13 protein-coding genes are annotated in these 18822 nt (G+C 67.5%); 6 read left to right on the top strand and 7 right to left on the bottom strand.

The window, feature by feature from the left end; genetic code table 11:
• Positions 1-32 precede the first annotated feature (32 nt).
• Positions 33-1217 carry a PQQ-dependent sugar dehydrogenase gene (locus tag BKN51_RS03065; protein ID WP_101606166.1) on the bottom strand — a complete coding sequence of 395 codons (1185 nt, stop codon included), beginning with the start codon at positions 1215-1217 and terminating at the stop codon, positions 33-35.
• Positions 1218-1557: 340 nt separating this feature from the next.
• Between BKN51_RS03065 and BKN51_RS03060 the strand changes: the two genes are divergently transcribed.
• On the top strand, positions 1558-1914 hold the full coding sequence (locus tag BKN51_RS03060; RefSeq protein WP_174720387.1) for a helix-turn-helix domain-containing protein: 357 nt from the start codon (positions 1558-1560) through the stop codon (positions 1912-1914).
• Positions 1915-2525: 611 nt separating this feature from the next.
• On the opposite strand, the gene BKN51_RS03055 is transcribed toward BKN51_RS03060, so the two are convergent.
• Complete coding sequence (locus BKN51_RS03055) at positions 2526-5294, bottom strand: tetratricopeptide repeat protein (RefSeq protein WP_158255854.1); 2769 nt, start codon at positions 5292-5294, stop codon at positions 2526-2528.
• Positions 5295-5774: 480 nt separating this feature from the next.
• On the opposite strand from BKN51_RS03055, the gene BKN51_RS03050 reads away from it, so the two are divergent.
• Positions 5775-6983, top strand: coding sequence for a hypothetical protein (locus BKN51_RS03050; protein ID WP_101606164.1), 1209 nt, complete (start codon positions 5775-5777; stop codon positions 6981-6983).
• Between the two features lie 245 nt (positions 6984-7228).
• Here the strand turns inward: BKN51_RS03050 and BKN51_RS03045 are convergent, their stop codons facing one another.
• Positions 7229-9334, bottom strand: coding sequence for a tetratricopeptide repeat protein (locus BKN51_RS03045; RefSeq protein WP_101606163.1), 2106 nt, complete (start codon positions 9332-9334; stop codon positions 7229-7231).
• 811 nt (positions 9335-10145) lie between these two features.
• Here BKN51_RS03045 and BKN51_RS03040 point away from each other — a divergent pair.
• Positions 10146-11303 carry a Cys-Gln thioester bond-forming surface protein gene (locus BKN51_RS03040; RefSeq protein ID WP_101606162.1) on the top strand — a complete coding sequence of 386 codons (1158 nt, stop codon included), beginning with the start codon at positions 10146-10148 and terminating at the stop codon, positions 11301-11303.
• Positions 11304-11429: 126 nt separating this feature from the next.
• Here the strand turns inward: BKN51_RS03040 and BKN51_RS03035 are convergent, their stop codons facing one another.
• On the bottom strand, positions 11430-12173 hold the full coding sequence (locus BKN51_RS03035; protein ID WP_101606161.1) for an AraC family transcriptional regulator: 744 nt from the start codon (positions 12171-12173) through the stop codon (positions 11430-11432).
• Between the two features lie 54 nt (positions 12174-12227).
• Between BKN51_RS03035 and BKN51_RS03030 the strand changes: the two genes are divergently transcribed.
• The 3 genes from BKN51_RS03030 (at position 12228) to BKN51_RS03020 (ending at position 15547) form a co-directional block, all read left to right on the top strand.
• A complete protein-coding gene (locus tag BKN51_RS03030) occupies positions 12228-13406 on the top strand; it encodes an MFS transporter (RefSeq protein ID WP_101606160.1) in 1179 nt (392 codons plus the stop codon).
• Positions 13407-13501: 95 nt separating this feature from the next.
• A complete protein-coding gene (locus BKN51_RS03025) occupies positions 13502-14812 on the top strand; it encodes a lipase family protein (RefSeq protein WP_101606159.1) in 1311 nt (436 codons plus the stop codon).
• Positions 14813-14902: 90 nt separating this feature from the next.
• Positions 14903-15547: a TetR/AcrR family transcriptional regulator gene (locus BKN51_RS03020; RefSeq protein ID WP_233224301.1), complete on the top strand. Its 645-nt coding sequence runs from the start codon at positions 14903-14905 to the stop codon at positions 15545-15547.
• Here BKN51_RS03020 and BKN51_RS03015 read toward each other — a convergent pair whose 3' ends face one another.
• Genes BKN51_RS03015 through BKN51_RS03005 form a run of 3 tightly spaced genes read right to left on the bottom strand, consistent with a single transcriptional unit; the run spans position 15548 to position 18785 of the window.
• The gene (locus BKN51_RS03015; protein ID WP_101606158.1) at positions 15548-16399 is read right to left on the bottom strand and encodes an SDR family NAD(P)-dependent oxidoreductase; all 852 of its coding nucleotides are present in this window, start codon (positions 16397-16399) and stop codon (positions 15548-15550) included.
• Positions 16396-17295 (bottom strand): alpha/beta fold hydrolase, encoded by a 900-nt coding sequence (locus tag BKN51_RS03010; protein WP_101606157.1) that lies wholly within the window; start codon positions 17293-17295, stop codon positions 16396-16398. The genes BKN51_RS03015 and BKN51_RS03010 overlap by 4 nt, the downstream gene beginning before the upstream one ends.
• Positions 17292-18785, bottom strand: coding sequence for a flavin-containing monooxygenase (locus tag BKN51_RS03005; RefSeq protein WP_101606156.1), 1494 nt, complete (start codon positions 18783-18785; stop codon positions 17292-17294). The genes BKN51_RS03010 and BKN51_RS03005 overlap by 4 nt, the downstream gene beginning before the upstream one ends.
• Positions 18786-18822: the final 37 nt, after the last annotated feature.

The raw sequence follows: 18822 nt of genomic DNA, 5'->3' as shown, positions 1-18822 counted from the left end.
CGCGCCGGGCGGACGCGGCCGAGGACCCGGGGTCAGCTCTTGCGCGCGAACGAGATCCGGTGCAGTCCGCCCGGCGTTTCGTCGGCCAGGTACAGCTCGCCGTACTGGTCGGTGCCGAACGTGGTGGCGTCGAGCGGGAACTCGCCGATCCGGGCGCTTTCGTAAGTGCCGTCGGCCTTCTTGCGGACGGCCCACGCCGTGCCCTGGCAGAAGTCGGTGGCGACGTAGGTGCCGCCCGCCAGCGAGGCGTACTTCTTGCCGCGGTAGACGTGCCCGCCGATGACCGCGCAGCCCTCCGCGCCGGAGATGTAGTGGAAGACCGGGTCGGTGAACGTCGCGCCGTCCTTGCACCGCGTCTGATCGAACACGACCGGCCCCTCCTTGCAGGACCAGCCGAAGTTCGCGCCGCCCTTGCCCGCGGCGAGGTGGTCGACCTCCTCGAACCGGCCCTGCCCGACGTCGCCGATCCACAGCGAGCCGTCGGCCGGGTCGAAGGAGAAGCGCCACGGGTTGCGCAGCCCGTACGACCAGATCTCCGCCCGCGCGCCCGCGACACCGGCGAACGGGTTGCCCGCCGGGACGCAGTACCGCAGCGGACGGCACGCGCGGTTGACGTCGACGCGCAGGATCTTGCCCAGCAGCGTGTCCAGCCGCTGCCCGCTGGCCAGCGGATCGCCCCCGCCGCCGCCGTCGCCGATCCCCCAGTACAGGTATCCGTCGGGGCCGAACGCCAGCTGGCCGCCGTTGTGGTTGGGGAACTCGGAATGCGGCTGGGTGATCAGCTCGGTGAGCTCGCCGGTGTCCGGCCGGACCCGCGACAGGGTCACCGCGCTGTCGGACTTGCGGGTGTACGCGACGTAGACCCGCTTGTCCTTGGCGATCGCCAGCCCGAGCAGCCCGCGTTCGACGTCCGCACCGTTCACTTTGGCGCTGATGTCCAGGAACGGTTTGGCGGCGAGCCCGGTCCTGGGATGGTAGGCGCGGACGACGCCCCTCTTCTCCACGACGAGGATCCGGCCGCTCCCGTCGTTGAGCGCCGTGATCGCGGTGGGGTTCACCAGGCCGGACGCGACCTGGGTCGCCGTGGCGGTCAGCTCGCCGAGCGGGACACCCCGCCCTTCCCGGGGTTCCGCGCTGCTCGCGGCCGGGAGCAGCGCTCCGGCCAAGGCGAGCCCGGCCACCAGGGACAACCCCCGGCGTAGGTGCCGTCGCGTCATGTGGACTCCAATCACCGATGAATGGTCTGGTCCAATTCAACAGCGGCCGGAGCAGCGGCGGTACCTCCATCCGCGAGCTTTTCGTCGGTTTGTTTCCGTCGATGAGCCGCCACCTTCGAGCTATCGAGATGCATCGAAGCAATCATGGAATGGAGACCATGTACACCGCGCGTCGCCGGCGACACACCGACGAAAGCCATCTCATTCGGATGAAGTGCTCGCTTGGCGGTGTGAGTCCGAGACTCCGTGCTCTTGGCTGGAGGATCGGGCCGAAACCAAGCCCACCAGGGTCCTCATATCGGAAGACGATCGATCAGCTGTGCGGGGCGGCGATGATCCGATGACCGAAGACGAGGGCGGCGCCGGCGAACATACCGGCTCCGCCGAAGACGGGGATGACCTCGGCTCACCGAGGGATGAACTCGTCCGCCTCTACAACGAGGGCGAGACGATCGAGAACCTGGCTGCGCGCTTCGGGTTGAGCTACCGGAACGCGCGGACCGCCTTGCTGGCCGCAGGCGTCACGCTCCGGCCACCGAAGATCCAGCTTCCGCCCACGCCGCCGGGGCTTGTCAACGCCTACCTGGCGGGCCGGAGCATCCGGCAGCTGGCGGACATTCACGGCATGAGCTACAACCAGACCCGCCGGATTCTGCTCGCCGAAGGCGTCGTCCTTCGTCCCAGAGGGCGACCGTAGTCACGCCTCGCCCGACGTTCCGGGGCCGGTCCCCGGGCGGGCATCGCCGCGCCCGGGGAACCGAGGCTCTAGCCACAGCGAATGACGCCAGCCGTCACGCTGCGTAAACAATCCAGATGTAGCCCTTCATCGTGCTCATCTACTCCTTTCCTGTTCGTGGCAAATGCCGGCCACTCTGGACGAGGTCGAATCTTTGCGATCACGAAGAACCTACTCGTATATCGAGCGGGCGTAGTTTTGGGGTCACCTTGTGGGTGACCGAGGGCAGAGTACACAGGCCGAAAGGGCCGGAACAGCGACCCTTAACACCATCGGGCAGCAGCCGTCAGTGAACGGTCACACGAAGGTTGGACGTGGGTTTTCACTCTGCGCACGCGCAGGCTTCGAGCGCCAGGCGCCGACCGCCCCGAGCCTCACGCAACCGGTCACCGTCGCACCCGGAGTGCACGCCTCCGAATCCGCCGGTCGGCGATCAAGATATCACCCCAGAAATGCGAAAGATATTCAACACCAAAGAAGGTGCGCGCCTCCCGAAACAAACTCTCAGTGCAGTTCAAAGTACCCGATTAGCACTTTCAGGTGATTACTCACCGGTACGAACCCCAGGCGACTCAGGCGCGACCTCCACCGAGGATCCGGAGATGCGGCGAGGGCATCGCCACGGTGTCCCCCTCGCCCTCACGAGCCATCGGGACAAGTGGCCCGTGCGCGTCGAGTTCGGCCAGCAATGCCTCGATCGCGTCGGCCCTGGCGGTCCGAGCCCTGCCGCGGTACAGCTCCGCGGCGTCACGCCACAGCTTCCGTGCCTCGTCGGGGTTGCCATGATCGCGGAGGATCCTCGCCAGGACCGACAAGGCCCGCGCCTGACCGGTCGCGTGCTGCGATCTATTCGCCAGATCGACCGCGCGGTTGGCGTGTCGCAACGCCGCCCGGTCGTCGCCTTCCGCGTGCCGCAGCTGCGCGAGTGCCGTATTGAGCTTCATCAAGCTCGGGAGGTCATCGCTCGACCCGGTCAAAGCCATCCCGGCGTGACATTCCGCTGACGCGTCGTCCAGCCTGCCGAGCCGGACCAGCAACGCCCCGAGGGTGGCGTGCACCCGCAGCATCTCGGTGACATCGCCCGCCTCGCGCCAGCGTCGCAGGGCCTCCCGATACAGACCGAGCGCCTCCTCGTCATGCCCGCCCATTTCGACCAGAGCGTCAGCGAACCGGCGTTCCGCGATGGCGCACAACATCGGCTCGCCCAGCTCACGAACGGACGGCAGCACCCTCCGGTACCGCTCTACCGCCTCGGCCGCTCGGCCGGCATGAAGATGCACACGGGCCAGGTTCAGCCTGACCGTCGCGCTGCCGACCGCGATCCCGTGGGCGTCGACCAGTTCGAGCGCACGCAGCAGGCACCGTTCGGCCGCGTCGTCGGCGCCGATGAGCAGATGGACGACGGCCAAATCATTCAAACACGAAGCGAGCAACCCCACGGCACCTTGCGCCGTCGCCACCCGGACGGCGATGGTCAACCCTTCGACCGCGTCGGGAAACCTTCCCTGCAACATGAAGAATTCCGTCGTCATCGCCGGAAGTACACAAGAAATCTCGTTCAAGATCCCCTCTGACGCCGCGATCACCGCCATGATCGAAGTTCTTTCCCGCAACACCCATTGTCGTGCCTCGGCGACAGTGCGGAACCCGGGCGTCGGCGTCGCCGCCGCTGTCGGCGGCATGCTCAGAAGTTCCTTGTGCGGAAACACCAAACGGTAGGCATCGATGACCATGCGCAGGTAGAACTCGAACATCCTCCGCCGCACGAGGTCCACATCGGACAACTGCGCGGCCAGGGACGCGGCGTACAAATGCAGAAGATCGTGTACGCGGAACCGATCGAGGTCGGCAGGGTGTTCGACAAGATGCGCGGCCGCCAGTATGTCGAGGGAGCGTCGCACCTCCGACACCGGACGCCCGTCCGCGGCAGCGATGACCTCATTGGTCATCTCGGTGCTCGGATGCAGGCCGATCAGCGCGAACACGCGCCGCTCGGCGAGCTCGAGGTCCTGATACGAAAGAGCGAACGCGGACTTCAAGCTCGTGCCCGGCCAGTCTCCTTCGTCGCCGAGGCTCAGCAACAGCTCGACATCACGCAATTGGCTCGCCAAGGTCCGCACCCGCGTGCCCGCCCGCGAGGCGGCACGTTCCGCCACCAGGGTCAGCGCCAGCGGGTTGCCTCGACACAGCCACACCAGCTCTTCGACCCCCTCCGCGTCGTCTTGCGCGCGATGCCCGATCCGCCGGGTCAGCAGGGCGGCGGAATGCCTGTCACCGAGAGGATCGACTTTGATCACCGGCGGGGTCAGTTTCGCCGACAAGGACTTCAGCCGCCACCGTGAAACGATCACCACCGTGCAGGACGACAGCACCCCCAGCAGCGGTGCGACCTGATCGGAACTGCGCACGTTGTCCAGGATCACGAGCATCGACCGCCGGGTGAGCAGCGCGCTCAGTTTCGCGGCGCGCGCGATCGGATTGACCACTTGATCGACCGGGAAGTCGAGCAAGGACAACAGCGTGTCGACTATTTCGCCCGCATCGGCCTTCGCGGCCTGGCTGTCACCGCGTAGGTCCAGCATGACCGCGCCGTGCCGATACCGCCGTTCGGCACGATGGGCCCACTTGGCCGTCAATGTCGTCTTCCCGACTCCGGGGCCTCCGTTCACCACCACGACGGCGTGGCGTGGCGCGCCGGCGGAATCGGTCGTGTACGCGTCGAGCAGCGCGATCAGATCGCCCCTTCCCACGACGTCGTCGACGTCCGACGGCAAATGCCGTACCACGTGCTCGGCCTGCGCAGCGGAATCGGCAGTGATCGGTTCACGCCGCGAAATCACCCGATCCGGCCGGATGAGTACGTCGTTGTTGACAGCCCGCAGTTCTTCCGCCGCCCTCGTCTCCCCCGCTTCCCGGTAACGCGCATACATCGCCCGGAAGAAGTCGGCGGCTTCGGCGGATTGATCAGCCTCGGCCAGCGCGCGAATTCTCAATTTCGCGAAGCTCAGCTCCATCGGATGAGCCTGTTCGAGTTCCGCCAGTTTCCGCACCGCGGCATCCGCTTGCCCGATCGCCAATTGTTCCGCCACGACGAACGCGTTGGCCGGAATCCACTCGCTACGGTCCCATCGGGTGCGCCATCCGTCGGCGCGCTCGGTCCGGAGGTCGGCCAGGGCGTCGTCCCGGCACAACCGGACAGCCGAGAGCGCTTCGCTCAGCGCGCGGTCATGCTGGCCCAGTTCACGGAATCGACGGGCCTTGTCCATCATGGCCTGGAAGCCGAAGTGATCGATCAGCGCCGGCTCGATCTCCAGCAGGCAACCACCTTTGCCCACACTCACTTGTGCGGGCACGGACCTTTCGTTGAACGTCTGGCGCAGCTTGGTCGCATTCTGGTGAAGCGTGGAGTGGGCGTCTTGCGGCGCCCCCTCGTGCTCTTCCCACACCCAGTCCACGACTACGTCGAGCGGCAGACGCCGGTTCGGCGCGGTGAGCAACGCGGTCAGCACTTGTCTCGGCCGACGAGCGGCCCAGTTCACATCCACATTCCCGTGCATTAGCATGGCCGTCTGCCCGAGAATTCCGAAAGTGATTTCCACGAGTGCGCCCCTTCCCCATGGCGAACCGGGTTCGCCACCCCTGTCCCGCCGGACGATTTTTCCACTTGACGGCAGGTAAGGCCAGGTCATCGCCATAATTGTCAAACTATCGCGATCACCGTTGATCACCCGTCAATGAATCGACCACCGGCCGAAGCCGTTTTCTCCACGCCCACTCCCATGCTGACTGCGGATACCGGAGTTCGAGCGAGGGGAAATGTCATGACCGAGTCATCGTGGGTCCGCAGTCCGGTGGGAAGTCCCGATCAGCACTGGGCGACACGCAAGGGCGTCAAATCCGTACTGGTGATGATCCCGCACATAGTCGCGGGAAACCGGCTCCTCGATCTGCTGCCCCTCTTCGAGGCCGACCACCGTGTCCAGCTGATCTTCACGGTGCCGGAATGGGAATCCTGGCCCGCCACTCACGACTTCGTCGCGGCCCAGGGCGGAACCGTCCTGCCCTGGGCCCAGGCACGGCGCGGCGAATACGACCTCGTCCTCGCCGCCAGTCAGCGTGGCATCGACGAGGTCGCCGGCCCGGTGCTGCTGATCCCGCACGGCGGCGGGTTCGGCCAGTACCGGCCGTGGCGGCCCCCGGGCGCCGGACACGGCTGGAAGCCCCAGATCGGGCTCGAGGCCGGTCAGTTGATGCGTGAGGGGCGGGTCCGCGCCGACTCGATCGTGCTCGTCCACGACCGCGAGATGGACGTCCTCGCCGAGACCTGCCCTCAGGCGGTTCCCGCCGCCGTCGTCGCGGGTGACATCGCCCTGGATCGGCTCACCGCCAGCCTTCCCTTCCGCGATCACTACCGGCGAGGCCTCGGCGTCTCCGACGACCGGCGTCTCGTAGTGGTCACCTCGACCTGGTCCGATCGCTCGGCCTTCGGACGTCACCACGACCTGTTCGAACGCGTGGTCGGCGAGCTCCCGCCCGAACGGTTCCGGGTGCTCGGAGTCCTGCACCCCCAGATCTGGTCGCACCACAGCCTTTGGCAGGTTCAGGCATGGCTGGCCGACAGTCTGCGGTCCGGCCTCACCCTCCTCCGGCCGGAAGGAAGCTGGCGAGCGGCCTTGATCGCCGCCGACCACGTCATCGGTGACTACGGCTCCGTGACCGGATACGCGTCCGGCATCGGCAAGCCGGTGCTCTTGGCCGTGGACGGCACCCAGGCGTTGCTGCCCGGGACACCCAGCGCGGTCATCGCCGAACACGCGCCGCGGTGGACACCTGACAGTCCTCTCCTCCCCCAGCTGCGTGAGGCGGAGTCGATCGACGTGGCCGAGCGGGTTCGCGCGTTGCTTTCGTCCAGGCCGGGGTGCGCGGGAACGCTCTTGCGCACCGAGATGTACCGGCTCCTCGGCTTGCCCGAGCCCGCCCGGGCGATCCCGGTGTCCCCGGTGCCGATGGCGGAGGTGCTGCCGTGCTGACCTCGTTCCTCCTGTCGGAGGCGGGTGACGGAACCCGTTCCTCCCTCGTCGACGTGCTCGTCCACTCCGGACCGCATCCGGTCGCGAACGCCCGATCCGTGATCGCGAAGGACTTCGACCGGCTGCCCGGCCTCACGATCGTCGTCGTCGCGTGTTCCCCCGGGCTCTGTCTCGTCGGCGACCGTGCGGGGGACGTGGTCGTCATCCCGTGCGAGTCCACGGAACTGGCGGGGGCAGGCGCCTATCTATGGTTGCTCGCCCGCCGACGGCTCCGGTCGCTGCGCACGATCACGTCGTGCGTCCAAAGCAGCCAGCCGGGTGCGGGCTTGTTCCACCCGCAGCCCACCGATCGGACGGCACAGGTCCAGTGCCTTGGTCAGCTGGCCGCGAGCGGCGGCGAAATCGCCCTCGAGCTCAGCGACCTCGGCGAACGCCATCAGCACATCGGACTGATAGACGGCCGAACCTGACTGGTCGAGCACCGCGGCGGCGCGTCCGAGCTCACGCTTCGCCGCGGTGATCTCACCTGCCCGCGCATCGATCACCGCCAGCGACAGGGTGACCTTGGCCTCGTCCTTCACGTCACCGACTTCGTTGAACATCTCTTGCGCGAGACGCAGGTGCCTGGCGGCGTCGATGGTCCGGCCCGCCTGGAGCAAGGCCTCGCCGATCCGGCGGTGCCGCTGGGCGACGCCGCGATCGATCCCGAGTTCCCCTTCGATCACGAGGCTTTCGCCGAAGTACTCGACCGCTCGCTCGAAATCACCGCGCCCCTGCGCCGCCATGCCCAGCTGGTCCAAGGCCACGGACTCGTTGTGGCGGCTTCCTGCTCCTCGCGCCAGCTCCGCCGCCTTCGAACATTCGATTTCAGCGGCATCGAACCGTCCCAGATCCAGATAGGCGCGAGCCAGCTGACATCGCAACCGCGCTTCGGCGACCGCATTGGCGCACCGGCGCGCCGCGGCGATGCCGACCTCGTGCGTCCGGATCCAAAGCTGATAATGCTTGCGGTGGAGGAAGAGCTCCCAGAGAGCCTCGCACAGTTGCCAGGCCAGTTCGTCCTGTCCCAGCGCGAACGTCTCTTCGAGCAGGTCGATGACGTCCGGCAGCCGTTCGTCCAGCCAGCGAAGGGCATCGACGCTCGTGTCGAACAACGGTGGTGAATCTTCGTACCGGGCGCGCACGGTGCTGATCCGCCATCGCATCGGGATCACGACCATGTTCGCCCGGGTCATCCGGTGCAGGTACCACTCCGCGATCCGCGGGACGACTTCGAAGCGGTCGTCGTCGGGCAACGCTCGCGCGTGCAACCGCACCAGATCGTGGAAGCGGTAACCCCGCACGCCGATCTCCTCGAGGAGACTGGCGTCCGCGAGCACTTGAAGCCCGTCCGCCGCCTCGTCGTCGGAAACCCGGGCGGCCGCGGCGGCCGCACCCACTTCGACCGTCAGCCCCGGGTGTTCGCTGACCAGCCGGTAGAGCCGGGCAGCGTGCGGCGGCAGTACCGCATACGACGAGTCGAAGGTGGCAGTCAACGACGCCTCGCCCACCGGCGACAGTCTCGTCAACCGCAGTCGTTCGTCACGGAGCTCGGCCACCATCCTCGCCACCGGCCATTTCGGCCGCGACGCGAGCCTCGCGCCCGCCACCCGGAGCGCGATCGGCAGCCGGCCGCACAAGGACGCCAGTTTCGTGACGTCGGACAGTTCGTCGGCCACTCGCGACTTCCCCACCGATCGGGTCAGCAGCTCGATGGCGTGTTCCTGCGGCAGGGGCGCCATGTCGACGAACCGCGCGCCCTCCGCGTGCAGGCCATCCAGTCTCAGCCTGCTGGTGACCACGACGACGCATCCCGACGAAGCCGGGATCAGCGGCCGCACCTGGGCGGCCGAGATCGCGTTGTCCACCACCAGAAGCAGTCGCATTCCCGCCGTGGTGGTCCGGAACAGTGCGGCTTGCTCGGCCAGTTCGACCGGCACCCGTTCCGGAGGGATGCCGAGTGCGCGTAAGAACGCTCCGAGCGCCTCTTCGGGCGGGACAGCTGTCTCTGGGGAGAACCCACGGAGGTCCGCGTACAGCTGGCCCGACGGGAAAAGCCCTGCGTTCCGGACCGCCCAGGTGACGGCGAGCGCGGTCTTGCCCACTCCTCCCGGTCCGACCACGACGGTCACCGCGGGCAGCTGGTCGACCGAGTCCCGCTCCTGACCGGCGGTGGCCGAGTCGAGCTCCTCGAGCTCGGCGATCCTGCTGGTGAAGTACGCCGGCACCGGAGGCAGCTGCCGGGGAATCGGGTTGCCGGAGGGTGACGTCACGGCCAGTGCCGACGACACCGTGCCTATGTCATCTCCCATGACGACACCTCGACCGGCGACTATCCGCCTCCGAATTGCACTGCCGCGATTCTTCGTCACCGATCAAAGATCCCCATGATGAATAAGATCGCAGGTTACGCGCCACAAAACTCATGCTCGTGACTCCCCCTCACGGACACATTCTTTTGTTCGCGCAAATACCCCGGACACGAAGCTCCGCCGCGTCATACTGTCAAGCCACATCCGAGAACTCCCGCGCAATCCTCGAACCTCCCTGTCTACCTCGCCGAGCGGGATCTCCCCAGCAAGACTGGAACATCCACCCGAAAGAACCAAGCCCGAAGTCGGTGACACCCCCGATTGAAGGAGGCGCGGACGTCGTCGCCACATACTGTGACATTCGACACTCGGCACCAATAGCGCTTCCGCGCACGTGAATAACCGAAACCGCCATGAACGAGCCTGACGGAAATAAACCAGTAAAGTGGAGTACATCCGAAGCGGCGGAAAATTCACGCCAGGACATGCCGAAGTCCCCTATTCCGGCAGTCCTTCCACCGGAGCAAATCGCCGTGATGCCGGACCGGCCCCACCCTCGCGAGACGAGGACCGCCCCGGCACCCGCCCCGGAAGGTCATCTACTCGCCCAAGATCATTCTCGTGGCGTTCACTCTTCTTTCGGGGCAATTCGGACATCAGCCATACCCCGGAGTAGCCACATGTGTGGCCTCTGTATGCTCCGCTCTCGCTCGATGGGATTACTGATCCCCCATGTGGGCGAGCCGTTGCGGTCGGGGCCTGTGGTCGCACGCGGCACTGGCATTCGTGGTCCGTATCGGATGGGAGACACATGCACGGCAGGTCAGTTCTGGTTCGCGGCGGGATCGCGGTCGCTACCGCGGCCGTCGCGCTGACGATGGCCGCTCCGGCCGCACTCGCCGAGGACGGCGCGGCGCGGGGCCGGGTCATCGACAAGGCCGGCGAGAGGGGCTACAGCGTCAACTTCGGGGACCCCAAGCACTACGTCCCGGAGCTGTTCGAGCTGAAGCTCTCCGACGGCAGCAAGCTCAAGATGTACTGCGTCCAGATCGAAGTCAACATGCGCACCGACCAGGACATGATCGAGCGCCCGTGGAACAAATACCCGGATGCTTCGTCGCCGTTCAACAAGAACAACTCGAAGATCAACTGGGTGCTGCACCACGGCTACCCGTCGGTCGGCGTGAAGGCCATCGAGAGCACGCTCGGCAAGAAGTCGGTCAAGTTCAACGACGGTCTGTCCACCGGCGAGGCCGTCACCGCGACTCAGGCGGCCGTCTGGCACTTCAGCGACGGCAAGGACTTCGACCGCGACAAGCCGCTGATGGACGGGGACGCCAAGGCGTCGGCCGACGTGCTCGCCCTCTACGACTACCTCACCGGCAAGGACAACGTCGGCATCAGCGCGCAGCCGAAGCCGACCCTCGACATCGGCCCGGCCAAGGCCTCCGGTGCGACCGGCAGCAAGATCGGCCCGTTCAGCATCGCCACCACCGGTGACATCACCGAGCTGACCAGCAAGCTGCCCGAGGGTGTCAAGGTCGTCGACGCCGACGGCAAGGAGATCAAGGCCGCCGCCATCAAGGACGGCACCAAGGTCTTCGTCGACGTCCCCAAGGACGCCAAGGACGGCAACGGCTCGTTCTCGCTGAAGGTGAGCGGCCACCTCGACACCGGCCGCCTGTTCGTGGGCGAGAACTACGACAAGGTCCCCGCCCAGTCGCTGATCGTCGCGGACTCCGAGAAGACCTCGGTCACCGCGAACGCCACCGCGAGCTGGAAGCAGGGCGGCGCGCCCGCCACCGAGACCCCGGCCCCCACCACCCCCGGCGGCGCCGAGTCGGGCGGCGGTGACGAGCTGGCGAACACCGGTGCTTCCGCGACCCTGCCGCTGGTCATCGGCGGCTCGCTCCTCGGCGCGGGTGTGCTGATGGTGCTGCTGGTCCGTCGTCGCCGTAGCCAGGCGTAAGAGACGAACCCGAAGCGGGGCCGGTCCACTGTGGACCGGCCCCGCTTTTTCGTGACCGACGGCATTCGGGTCTCGTGAGTGGTAAGGACGGTTAGAACCGTCCTTACCACTCACGAGGCGTTTCGGTCACCGGTCGTAGTGCGTGCCCGGCGTATGCCCGAAGGCGCGCCGGAAGACGTCGATGAACGCGCTGGTCGACGACCAGCCGCAGGCATGCGCCACCGCGGTCACCGGGGTGTTCTCGGCCAGGAGGACCAGCGCGCGGCAGAGCCGCAACTGCGTGCGCCACTGCGGGAAGGTCATGCCGAGGTCAGCCTTGAAGAGCCGGGCCAGGGTGCGATCGCTCGCTCCGACCCGGGCACCGAGGGCGGCCAGAGTCCGGTTGTCGGCCGGATCGGCGCTCAGGATCTCGCACAGGGCGCGCAGGCGCGGGTCTTGCGGCGTCGGCAGGTGCAGAGGCTGCTGCGGTGAGACACGGAGCCGATCGAGCAGGACCGCGCGCAGCCGACGGCGTTCCGGGCTGTCGTCGTGCGGCGGATCGGTGTAGGCGCGGATCAGCTCGCGCAGGAGCGGGCCGACGGCCAGGACGCTCGGTTCGTGCAGCCGTAACGGGTTCTCGGTGGCCGGCAGGCCGACCAGACGGAGTTCGAGGTCGCCGTGCGCCTGATGGGCGTGCACGGTCCCGGCGGGCACCCAGATGGCCCTGGTGGCGGGAGCGACCCACGAGCCCTTGTCGGTGGTGATGGCCAGGACACCACGGGCCGCGTAGACGACCTGGTGCTCGTCGTGGCGGTGCGCGTCGATGACCGCGCCGGAGGCCAGGGACCGGACCTGGGTCGGCGCCGCGGGAAGGTGGCGGATTTCCGTCATCGGTTGTCATTTTATCGGAAGCGCGACACTGCCACTCACAGCGAGCATGACGGGGTGCCAAGGAACAAAGCGATCATCCTGTTGTCGGCAGGGCACGCGTGCGTGGACGTGTACCAGGGTTCGATGGCCGCGCTCGTGCCCTTCTTCGCCGCCGAACGCGCCTACGGATACGCGGCGGTGTCGGGCATCGTGCTCGCCGCGTCGCTGCTCTCGTCGGTCGCGCAGCCGTTGTTCGGCGCGCTGACCGACCGATGGGCGATGCCCTGGCTGCTCCCGTCGAGCACGATCCTCGGCGGGCTGGGCATCGGACTCGGCGGGCTCGTCGACTCCTACGCGCTGACGCTCGTTTTCGTCGCCGTGTCGGGGATCGGGGTGGCCGCCTACCACCCCGAGGCCGCGCGGGTCACGAGGATCGCCGGAGGCGGCAGGCATACGGCGATGGGCTGGTTCTCCCTCGGCGGGAACGTCGGGTTCGCCGCCGCCCCGGTGCTCGTCACCGCGGTCATGGCCCTCGGCGGGCTCCGTATGTCGCCACTGCTCGTCCTGCCCGCCCTGGCCGGTTCCGTGCTCTGCCTCCCCGTACTGCGCGCACTCGCCAGGACCGCCCGCACCGGCGGCCCGGCGGCGGACGTCGTGGGGGTCGACGACTGGAGGTCGTTCACCAAACTGTCGCTGGCCGTCGTCTTCCGTTCGATCGTATTCGTCGGGCTGAGCACGTTCGTCTCGCTCTACGCCCAGCAGCGCACCGGCGGCGGCACGACGACGGGCAGTGCCGCGCTGTTCCTGCTCTATCTCGGCGGGGCCGGAGGCACCCTGCTGGGCAGCAGACTGGCCGGCCGGTGGGACCGCGTCACCGTGGTGCGCCGCTCGTATCTGGGCACCATCGCCGCCGTCGCCGGGGTCGTGCTGGTGCCGGGTCCGGCGTTCTTCCCGTTCGTCCTGCTGGCCGCCGTGGGCCTGTACATCCCGTTCTCCCTGCAGATCACGCTCGCCCAGGACTACCTCCCCCACCGGGTCGGCACCGCCAGCGGTGTCACCCTCGGCCTGACCGTCAGCATCGGCGGTCTCGCGAGCCCGGTCCTCGGCACGATCGCCGACCACACCTCGTTGCGGACGGCGTTGATCCCGTTGATCGCACTGCCGTTTTTGTGCTGGATCACAACCAGGACCCTGTCGGAGCCGTGCTCCGTCCAAATCGGAACGTCTCGCCGGGAGGCGATATCAAAGTCGTGACAATAAATGGTGTACGCCTCTGTACATCATCAGTTACCGGCTGGTAGGTTCCGAACATCCAAAACGTGATCCACTTCATGATTCAAAGGGGAGTCATGACCCGAAAGCCCGCTCGCCTGCTGGCCGTCGCGATCGCTCTCGTCGTCACTTTCGCCGCCGCGCCCGCCGCCTCCGCCGCCCCCGCGACCGATCCGTTCTACAGCTACTGCGGCAGTGAACCGCTGTCGTCGTTCAGCCCCGGAACCGTCTTGAAGACCCGGACGCTGAATTACCACGTGATCGGCATTTCCACGCCGCTCAAGGTCACCCAGTTGCTCTACCGGACCACCGACGCGCTGGGGAAACCGTCCGCCAACGTCACTTCGGTGGTGCGCAGCCTCACCGGTGACAACACCAAAGCCGTTTCGTACCAATCGTTCTACGACTCGCTCAACCCCGAGCACGGCCCGTCGAGGGCGATCGCCGGCGACGTCTCGTTCGGCGGACTGATCGCCAACGCGGAGGCGCTGTTCGTCGCACCCGCGCTGCTGCTGGGCTACAACGTCGTCATTCCCGACACCGAGGGCCAGAAGGCGAACTTCGCGGCCGGTCCGGAATACGGGACGAACACCCTGGATTCGGTCCGCGCCGCGACGCGGGCGCCGGAAACGGGAATGAACGACAAGACCAAGTTCGGTCTCATCGGCTATTCGGGTGGTGCCATCGCGACCGGCTGGGCCGCCGCGCTCGCGCCGACTTACGCGCCCGAGGTCAACAAGAATCTGGTCGGATTCACCGAAGGCGGAGTGCTCGTCAAACCGTCGCACAATCTCAAGTACGTCAACGGAAGCATCGCCTGGACCGGCGTCATTCCGATGGCTCTCATCGGGGTCTCGCGATCCTTCGAGATCGATCTCAAGCCGTACGCGAATTCTTACGGCCTGAAGGTGCTCAAGGACCTGGAGAAGGCGTCGATCGCCGACGCGCTCGGCCGCTATCCCGGGCTGACGTGGGAGAAGTTCGTCAAGCCCGAGTACGCCAACCCGAACAAGGTGCTGCCGTACATCGAGGCCGTGAACAAGATCAACCTCGGCTCCGCGCCGACGCCCACCGTGCCCGGCTACATCGCGCAGGGCAACAACGGTGTCGTGGAAGGCACTTTCGGCAACCCGCCGGGTATCGGGACCGGTGACGGTGTGATGGTCGCCGGCGACGTGCGCTCGCTCGCCCGGCAGTACTGCGACACCGGCAACAAGTCGATCAAGTACGACCAGTACAACACGCTGAGCCACGTCGGGGCGGCGGTCGCCTGGGCGCCGCAGGCCATCGGCTGGCTCAACGACCGTTTCGCGGGCAAGCCCGCGCCGTCCACCTGCGGAAAGATCGCACCCGGCAACTCGCTCGCCCCGGAGGTGCCGGTCAGCTAGAACGACGCTCCGTCCGTGAAGGCCTCCTTCCCTGCTCTGACAGTGGGGAAGGAGGCCTTCACGGTTGTCTGGACCGGTACCGTGCTGCACGTGACCGAGCACCGCAAGCTGCCGAAGGGGCCGCACAACCTCAGCCGTGACGAGGTCGCCGGAACCCAGCGGGCCCGGCTGATCGACGCGGTACTCGAGAACACCGGAACGCGCGGCTACGTCGGCACCACCGTCGGCCACATCACCGCCACCGCGGGCGTGTCCCGGACTTCGTTCTACCAGCAGTTCGCCGACAAACAGGACGCGTTCCTCGCCGCCTATCGCGAGATCACCACCGAGTTCATCGCGCAGGGGGTCGCCGCGGGCGCCGAGGCCGCGACCCCACTGGACGCCGTCGCCGCCTGCTGCGACTTCCTCGTCGACTACGTGCACCGGCGGCCCACCGCCGTCCGGGCCGCCCTGCTGGAGATCTACGCGCTCGGCGACGCGGGGCTCGAAGCGCGGGAGAACACCTTGCGCGCCGGGGAGGCCGTCTTCGACCGGACGGCGAAATGGCTGCGTGCCACCGATCCCGCGCTGCCGTCACCGCCGCCGTTCACCGCGCGGACGGTCGTCGCCGCCACGATCGAGCTGATCACGCAGGCCATCTGGAACGGCACCGAAGACGCCTACGGCCAGGCACGCGAAGCCGTCCGCTACACCTGGCTGCTCGGCTTGTTCGGGCACCGGAGCGTCGACGCCTGATCACTTGCGGGCGAAACGCCGCCGTTCGAAGTCGACGATCAGCTTCGGGTAGAGCCGCGGGAGCAGCCGGACGAGCCTGTCGACCAGTTTCGCGTCGTTTCCGACCAGCACGCGCGGTTTCCCGGCCTCGACCCCGTCGACGATGATGCGGGCGGCCTGATCGGCCGGCATCTTCAGCAGCTTTTCGTTGTACAGCCGGACACGTTCGAGCTGTTCGGCGGTGGGCTCGATACCGCGCGCCTGAGCTTCCTTCAACGCCGACGAGGCGATGCCGGTCTTGACCCCGCCCGGGTGGACGACCGTCACGCGCACCGGATGCCTGCCCGCGATCATCTCGGTGCGCAGGGCTTCGGTGAAGCCGCGGACACCGAACTTGCTGGCACAGTAGGCACTGAGGGTCGGCTGGGCCATGAACCCGTTGAGGCTGGAGACGTTGACGACCTGGCCGTCGCCGGAGTCGATCAGGTGCGGCAGGAAAGCCTTGGTGCCGTTGATGACGCCGAAGAGGTTGACCGCGAGTGTGCGGTCGTAGAGCTCCCACTCGGCGTCGAGGACGGTCTGCCCGCCACCGGCGACGCCGGCGTTGTTGTAGATCTGGTGCACCACACCGAACTGCCCGGCGACCGTGGTCGCGTACTCCTGGACGGCCGCCCGGTCGCTGACGTCCAGCGTGGCGCCCTGCACTTCCGCGCCGAGGGCCTTGACCTCGGCGACCGTTTCGGCCAGCCCCGTTTCGTCCACATCGGACACCGCGAGCCGGGCGCCGCGCCGCGCGAGTTCCAGCGCGAGCTGACGGCCGATGCCGGAACCGGCTCCGGTGACGACGGCGACCTTGCCGCGAACGCTGCTCATCGGGATTCTCCTGCCGGGTCGAGGGCCAGTTCGGCGGTGAGTTCGACGAGCCTGTCCACGAGGTCGGGGGCGATGTGGTGGCCCATTCCGGGGATTTCGACGTAGCGGGCACCCTTCACGGCCTTCGAGGTCGCCCGTCCACCGCTGTGGTGGACCATGCGATCGGCGTTCCCGTGGACCACGACCGTCGGACAGGTGACGCGGCCGAGTTCCGCCGTCCGGTCGCCGCTGGCCTGGATCGCGCCGATCTGCCGGGCGATGCCGCTGCGGGCCCGCCTGCCTCCCGCCCGTTCCCACAGGCCGGTGGCCCAGGCCGTCTCGATGTCCTTGTCCAGTGGGAACTCGGCCGAGCCGAGGTGACCCATCATCGCCAGGTGGCCGACCACCGATTCCTCGACCGTCCGCGCGGGACGCCTCGCCATGCGCAGCAACGTCGACCGCGCAGGCTGCCCGACCCTGCGATGTCCGGTGGTCGAGAAGATCGACGTCAGCGACAGGACCCGGCCGGGATTCCTGGCGGCGACGGTCTGGGCGATCATGCCGCCCATCGACATGCCGACCAGATGCGCTTGTTCGACGCCGAGGTGGTCCAGCAGGCCGACGGTGTCCGCCGCCATGTCCCCCAGGTCGTACGCATCCGGCAGGGGCCGCGCCAGCAGTTGCCGCAGCTTGCCGGGATTCGGCGCCTTGATGCGATCGGAGCGGCCCGCGTCGCGGTTGTCGAACCGGATGACGCGGAAGCCGCGGCCGGTGAACCCCTCGATCATCGGCCGCGGCCACGACGTGAGGTCCAGGCCGAGCCCGGCGATCAGCACCAGCGGGACACCGTCGGCGGGCCCGTCCTCGCGATAGCAGATCCGCGGGCCGCCGGGCAGGTCGGCGAAGCTGTCGGTCACGAGCCCACCGCTTCCCGGACCTTCGCGTGGGAGAAGTGCAGCTCGGGGTCGGTGATGTCGTCCGCGCGCAGCAGCTTGATGTCCGAGTGGTAGCTCATCGAGGTCAGCCACGGCATGCGGTCGCCCTGGCGCGGCAGCTGGCCGAGCGCACGCTGCACGTACCCGGCGGCGAAGTCCAGGAACGGCTTCGTGGGCATGTCCGGGTCGGCGAGGACGGGACGGCAGACGTCGTAGCCGTGGGTGTCCATATGCGCCAGCAGGCGGCAGAAATGCTCGCACAGCAGGCCGATCTTGAGCGTCCACGACGAGTTCGTGTAGCCGATCGCGAACGCGGCGTTCGGCACGTCCGAAAGCATCATTCCCTTGTACGCGACGGTTTCCGACAGGATCACCGGTTTGCCGTCGACGCTGAGGGTCGCCCCGCCGAACACCTGGAGATTCAGGCCGGTGGCGGTGATGACGACGTCCGCCTCCAGCTCACGCCCGGATTCGAGCAGGACTCCCTTTTCGGTGAAGGTCGCGATCTTGTCGGTGACGACGTCGGCCTTGCCCTTGCGGATGGCGGCGAACAGGTCGCCACCGGGCACCGCGCACAGCCGCTGGTCCCACGGGTCGTACGGCGGGTTGAAGTGCTCGTCGACCGGATAGCCCTTGGGAAGCTGCTTCTTGTTGACGTAGCGGATGAGCGAGCGGGCGAGTTTGGGGAACTTCTGGCAGAACTGCCAGACCGCGAGGCCCTTGCGGATGTTCTTGCGGCGGGTGAGCGCGTAGGCCCGCTCGTCGCCGAGGATCTTGCGCAGGCCGTTGGCGAGCTTGTCCTCGCGCGGCACCGGCATCACGTAGGTGGGGGTGCGCTGCAGCATCGTCACGTGCGCCGCCGTCGGCGCCATCGCCGGGATCAGGGTGACCGCGGTGGCGCCACTGCCGATCACGAGGACGCGCTTGCCCGCGTAGTCGAGGTCCTCCGGCCAGTGCTGCGGGTGCACGATCGTGCCGGTGAAGCGGTCCCGGCCTTCGAAGTGCGGGGTGAAGCCCTCGTCGTAGCGGTAGTAGCCGCCCGCGTTGAACATCCAGCCCGCGCTCAGGCGGGTGCGCTCACCGGTGTCGGTCCGCTCGATCTCGAGCAGCCACCGCGCCTCGTCACTCGACCAGGCGGCCGAGAGCAGCTTGTGGTGGTAGCGGATGCTGGGCTCGAGGCCGTTCTCGGTGACCGTCTCGCGCAGGTACGACAGGATGCGGGGCGCGTCGGCGATGGACTGCTTGTCCCGCCACGGCTTGAACTCGTAGCCGAAGGTGTGGAGGTCGGAATCCGACCGGATGCCCGGGTAGCGGAACAGGTCCCAGGTGCCGCCGGACGCGCCGCGGGCCTCCAGGATGGCGAACTTCTTGCCCGGATGCTCGGTCTTGAGGTAGCGCGCGGCCCCGATCCCGGAAATCCCGGCACCGATGATGACCACGTCGAGGTGCTCGACGGGTGTGCTCGTCGTCATGCGGTACTCCAGCCTCGTCTCGGTTCCCCTCACCATG

The organism is Amycolatopsis sp. BJA-103 (genome assembly GCF_002849735.1).
In the GTDB taxonomy this organism is placed as follows: Bacteria; Actinomycetota; Actinomycetes; order Mycobacteriales; family Pseudonocardiaceae; genus Amycolatopsis.
Note: the sequence above shows the minus strand (reverse complement) of the source record. Positions and strands in the feature narration are given on the sequence as shown.

Excerpts from the sequence above, each read along its gene's own strand:
- BKN51_RS03065 (WP_101606166.1), bottom strand. The coding sequence starts at position 1,217 with ATGACGCGACGGCACCTACGCCGGGGGTTGTCCCTGGTGGCCGGGCTC.
- BKN51_RS03060 (WP_174720387.1), top strand. The coding sequence starts at position 1,558 with ATGACCGAAGACGAGGGCGGCGCCGGCGAACATACCGGCTCCGCCGAA.
- BKN51_RS03050 (WP_101606164.1), top strand. The coding sequence starts at position 5,775 with ATGACCGAGTCATCGTGGGTCCGCAGTCCGGTGGGAAGTCCCGATCAG.
- BKN51_RS03045 (WP_101606163.1), bottom strand. The coding sequence starts at position 9,334 with ATGGGAGATGACATAGGCACGGTGTCGTCGGCACTGGCCGTGACGTCA.
- BKN51_RS03040 (WP_101606162.1), top strand. The coding sequence starts at position 10,146 with ATGCACGGCAGGTCAGTTCTGGTTCGCGGCGGGATCGCGGTCGCTACC.
- BKN51_RS03035 (WP_101606161.1), bottom strand. The coding sequence starts at position 12,173 with ATGACGGAAATCCGCCACCTTCCCGCGGCGCCGACCCAGGTCCGGTCC.
- BKN51_RS03025 (WP_101606159.1), top strand. The coding sequence starts at position 13,502 with ATGACCCGAAAGCCCGCTCGCCTGCTGGCCGTCGCGATCGCTCTCGTC.
- BKN51_RS03015 (WP_101606158.1), bottom strand. The coding sequence starts at position 16,399 with ATGAGCAGCGTTCGCGGCAAGGTCGCCGTCGTCACCGGAGCCGGTTCC.
- BKN51_RS03005 (WP_101606156.1), bottom strand. The coding sequence starts at position 18,785 with ATGACGACGAGCACACCCGTCGAGCACCTCGACGTGGTCATCATCGGT.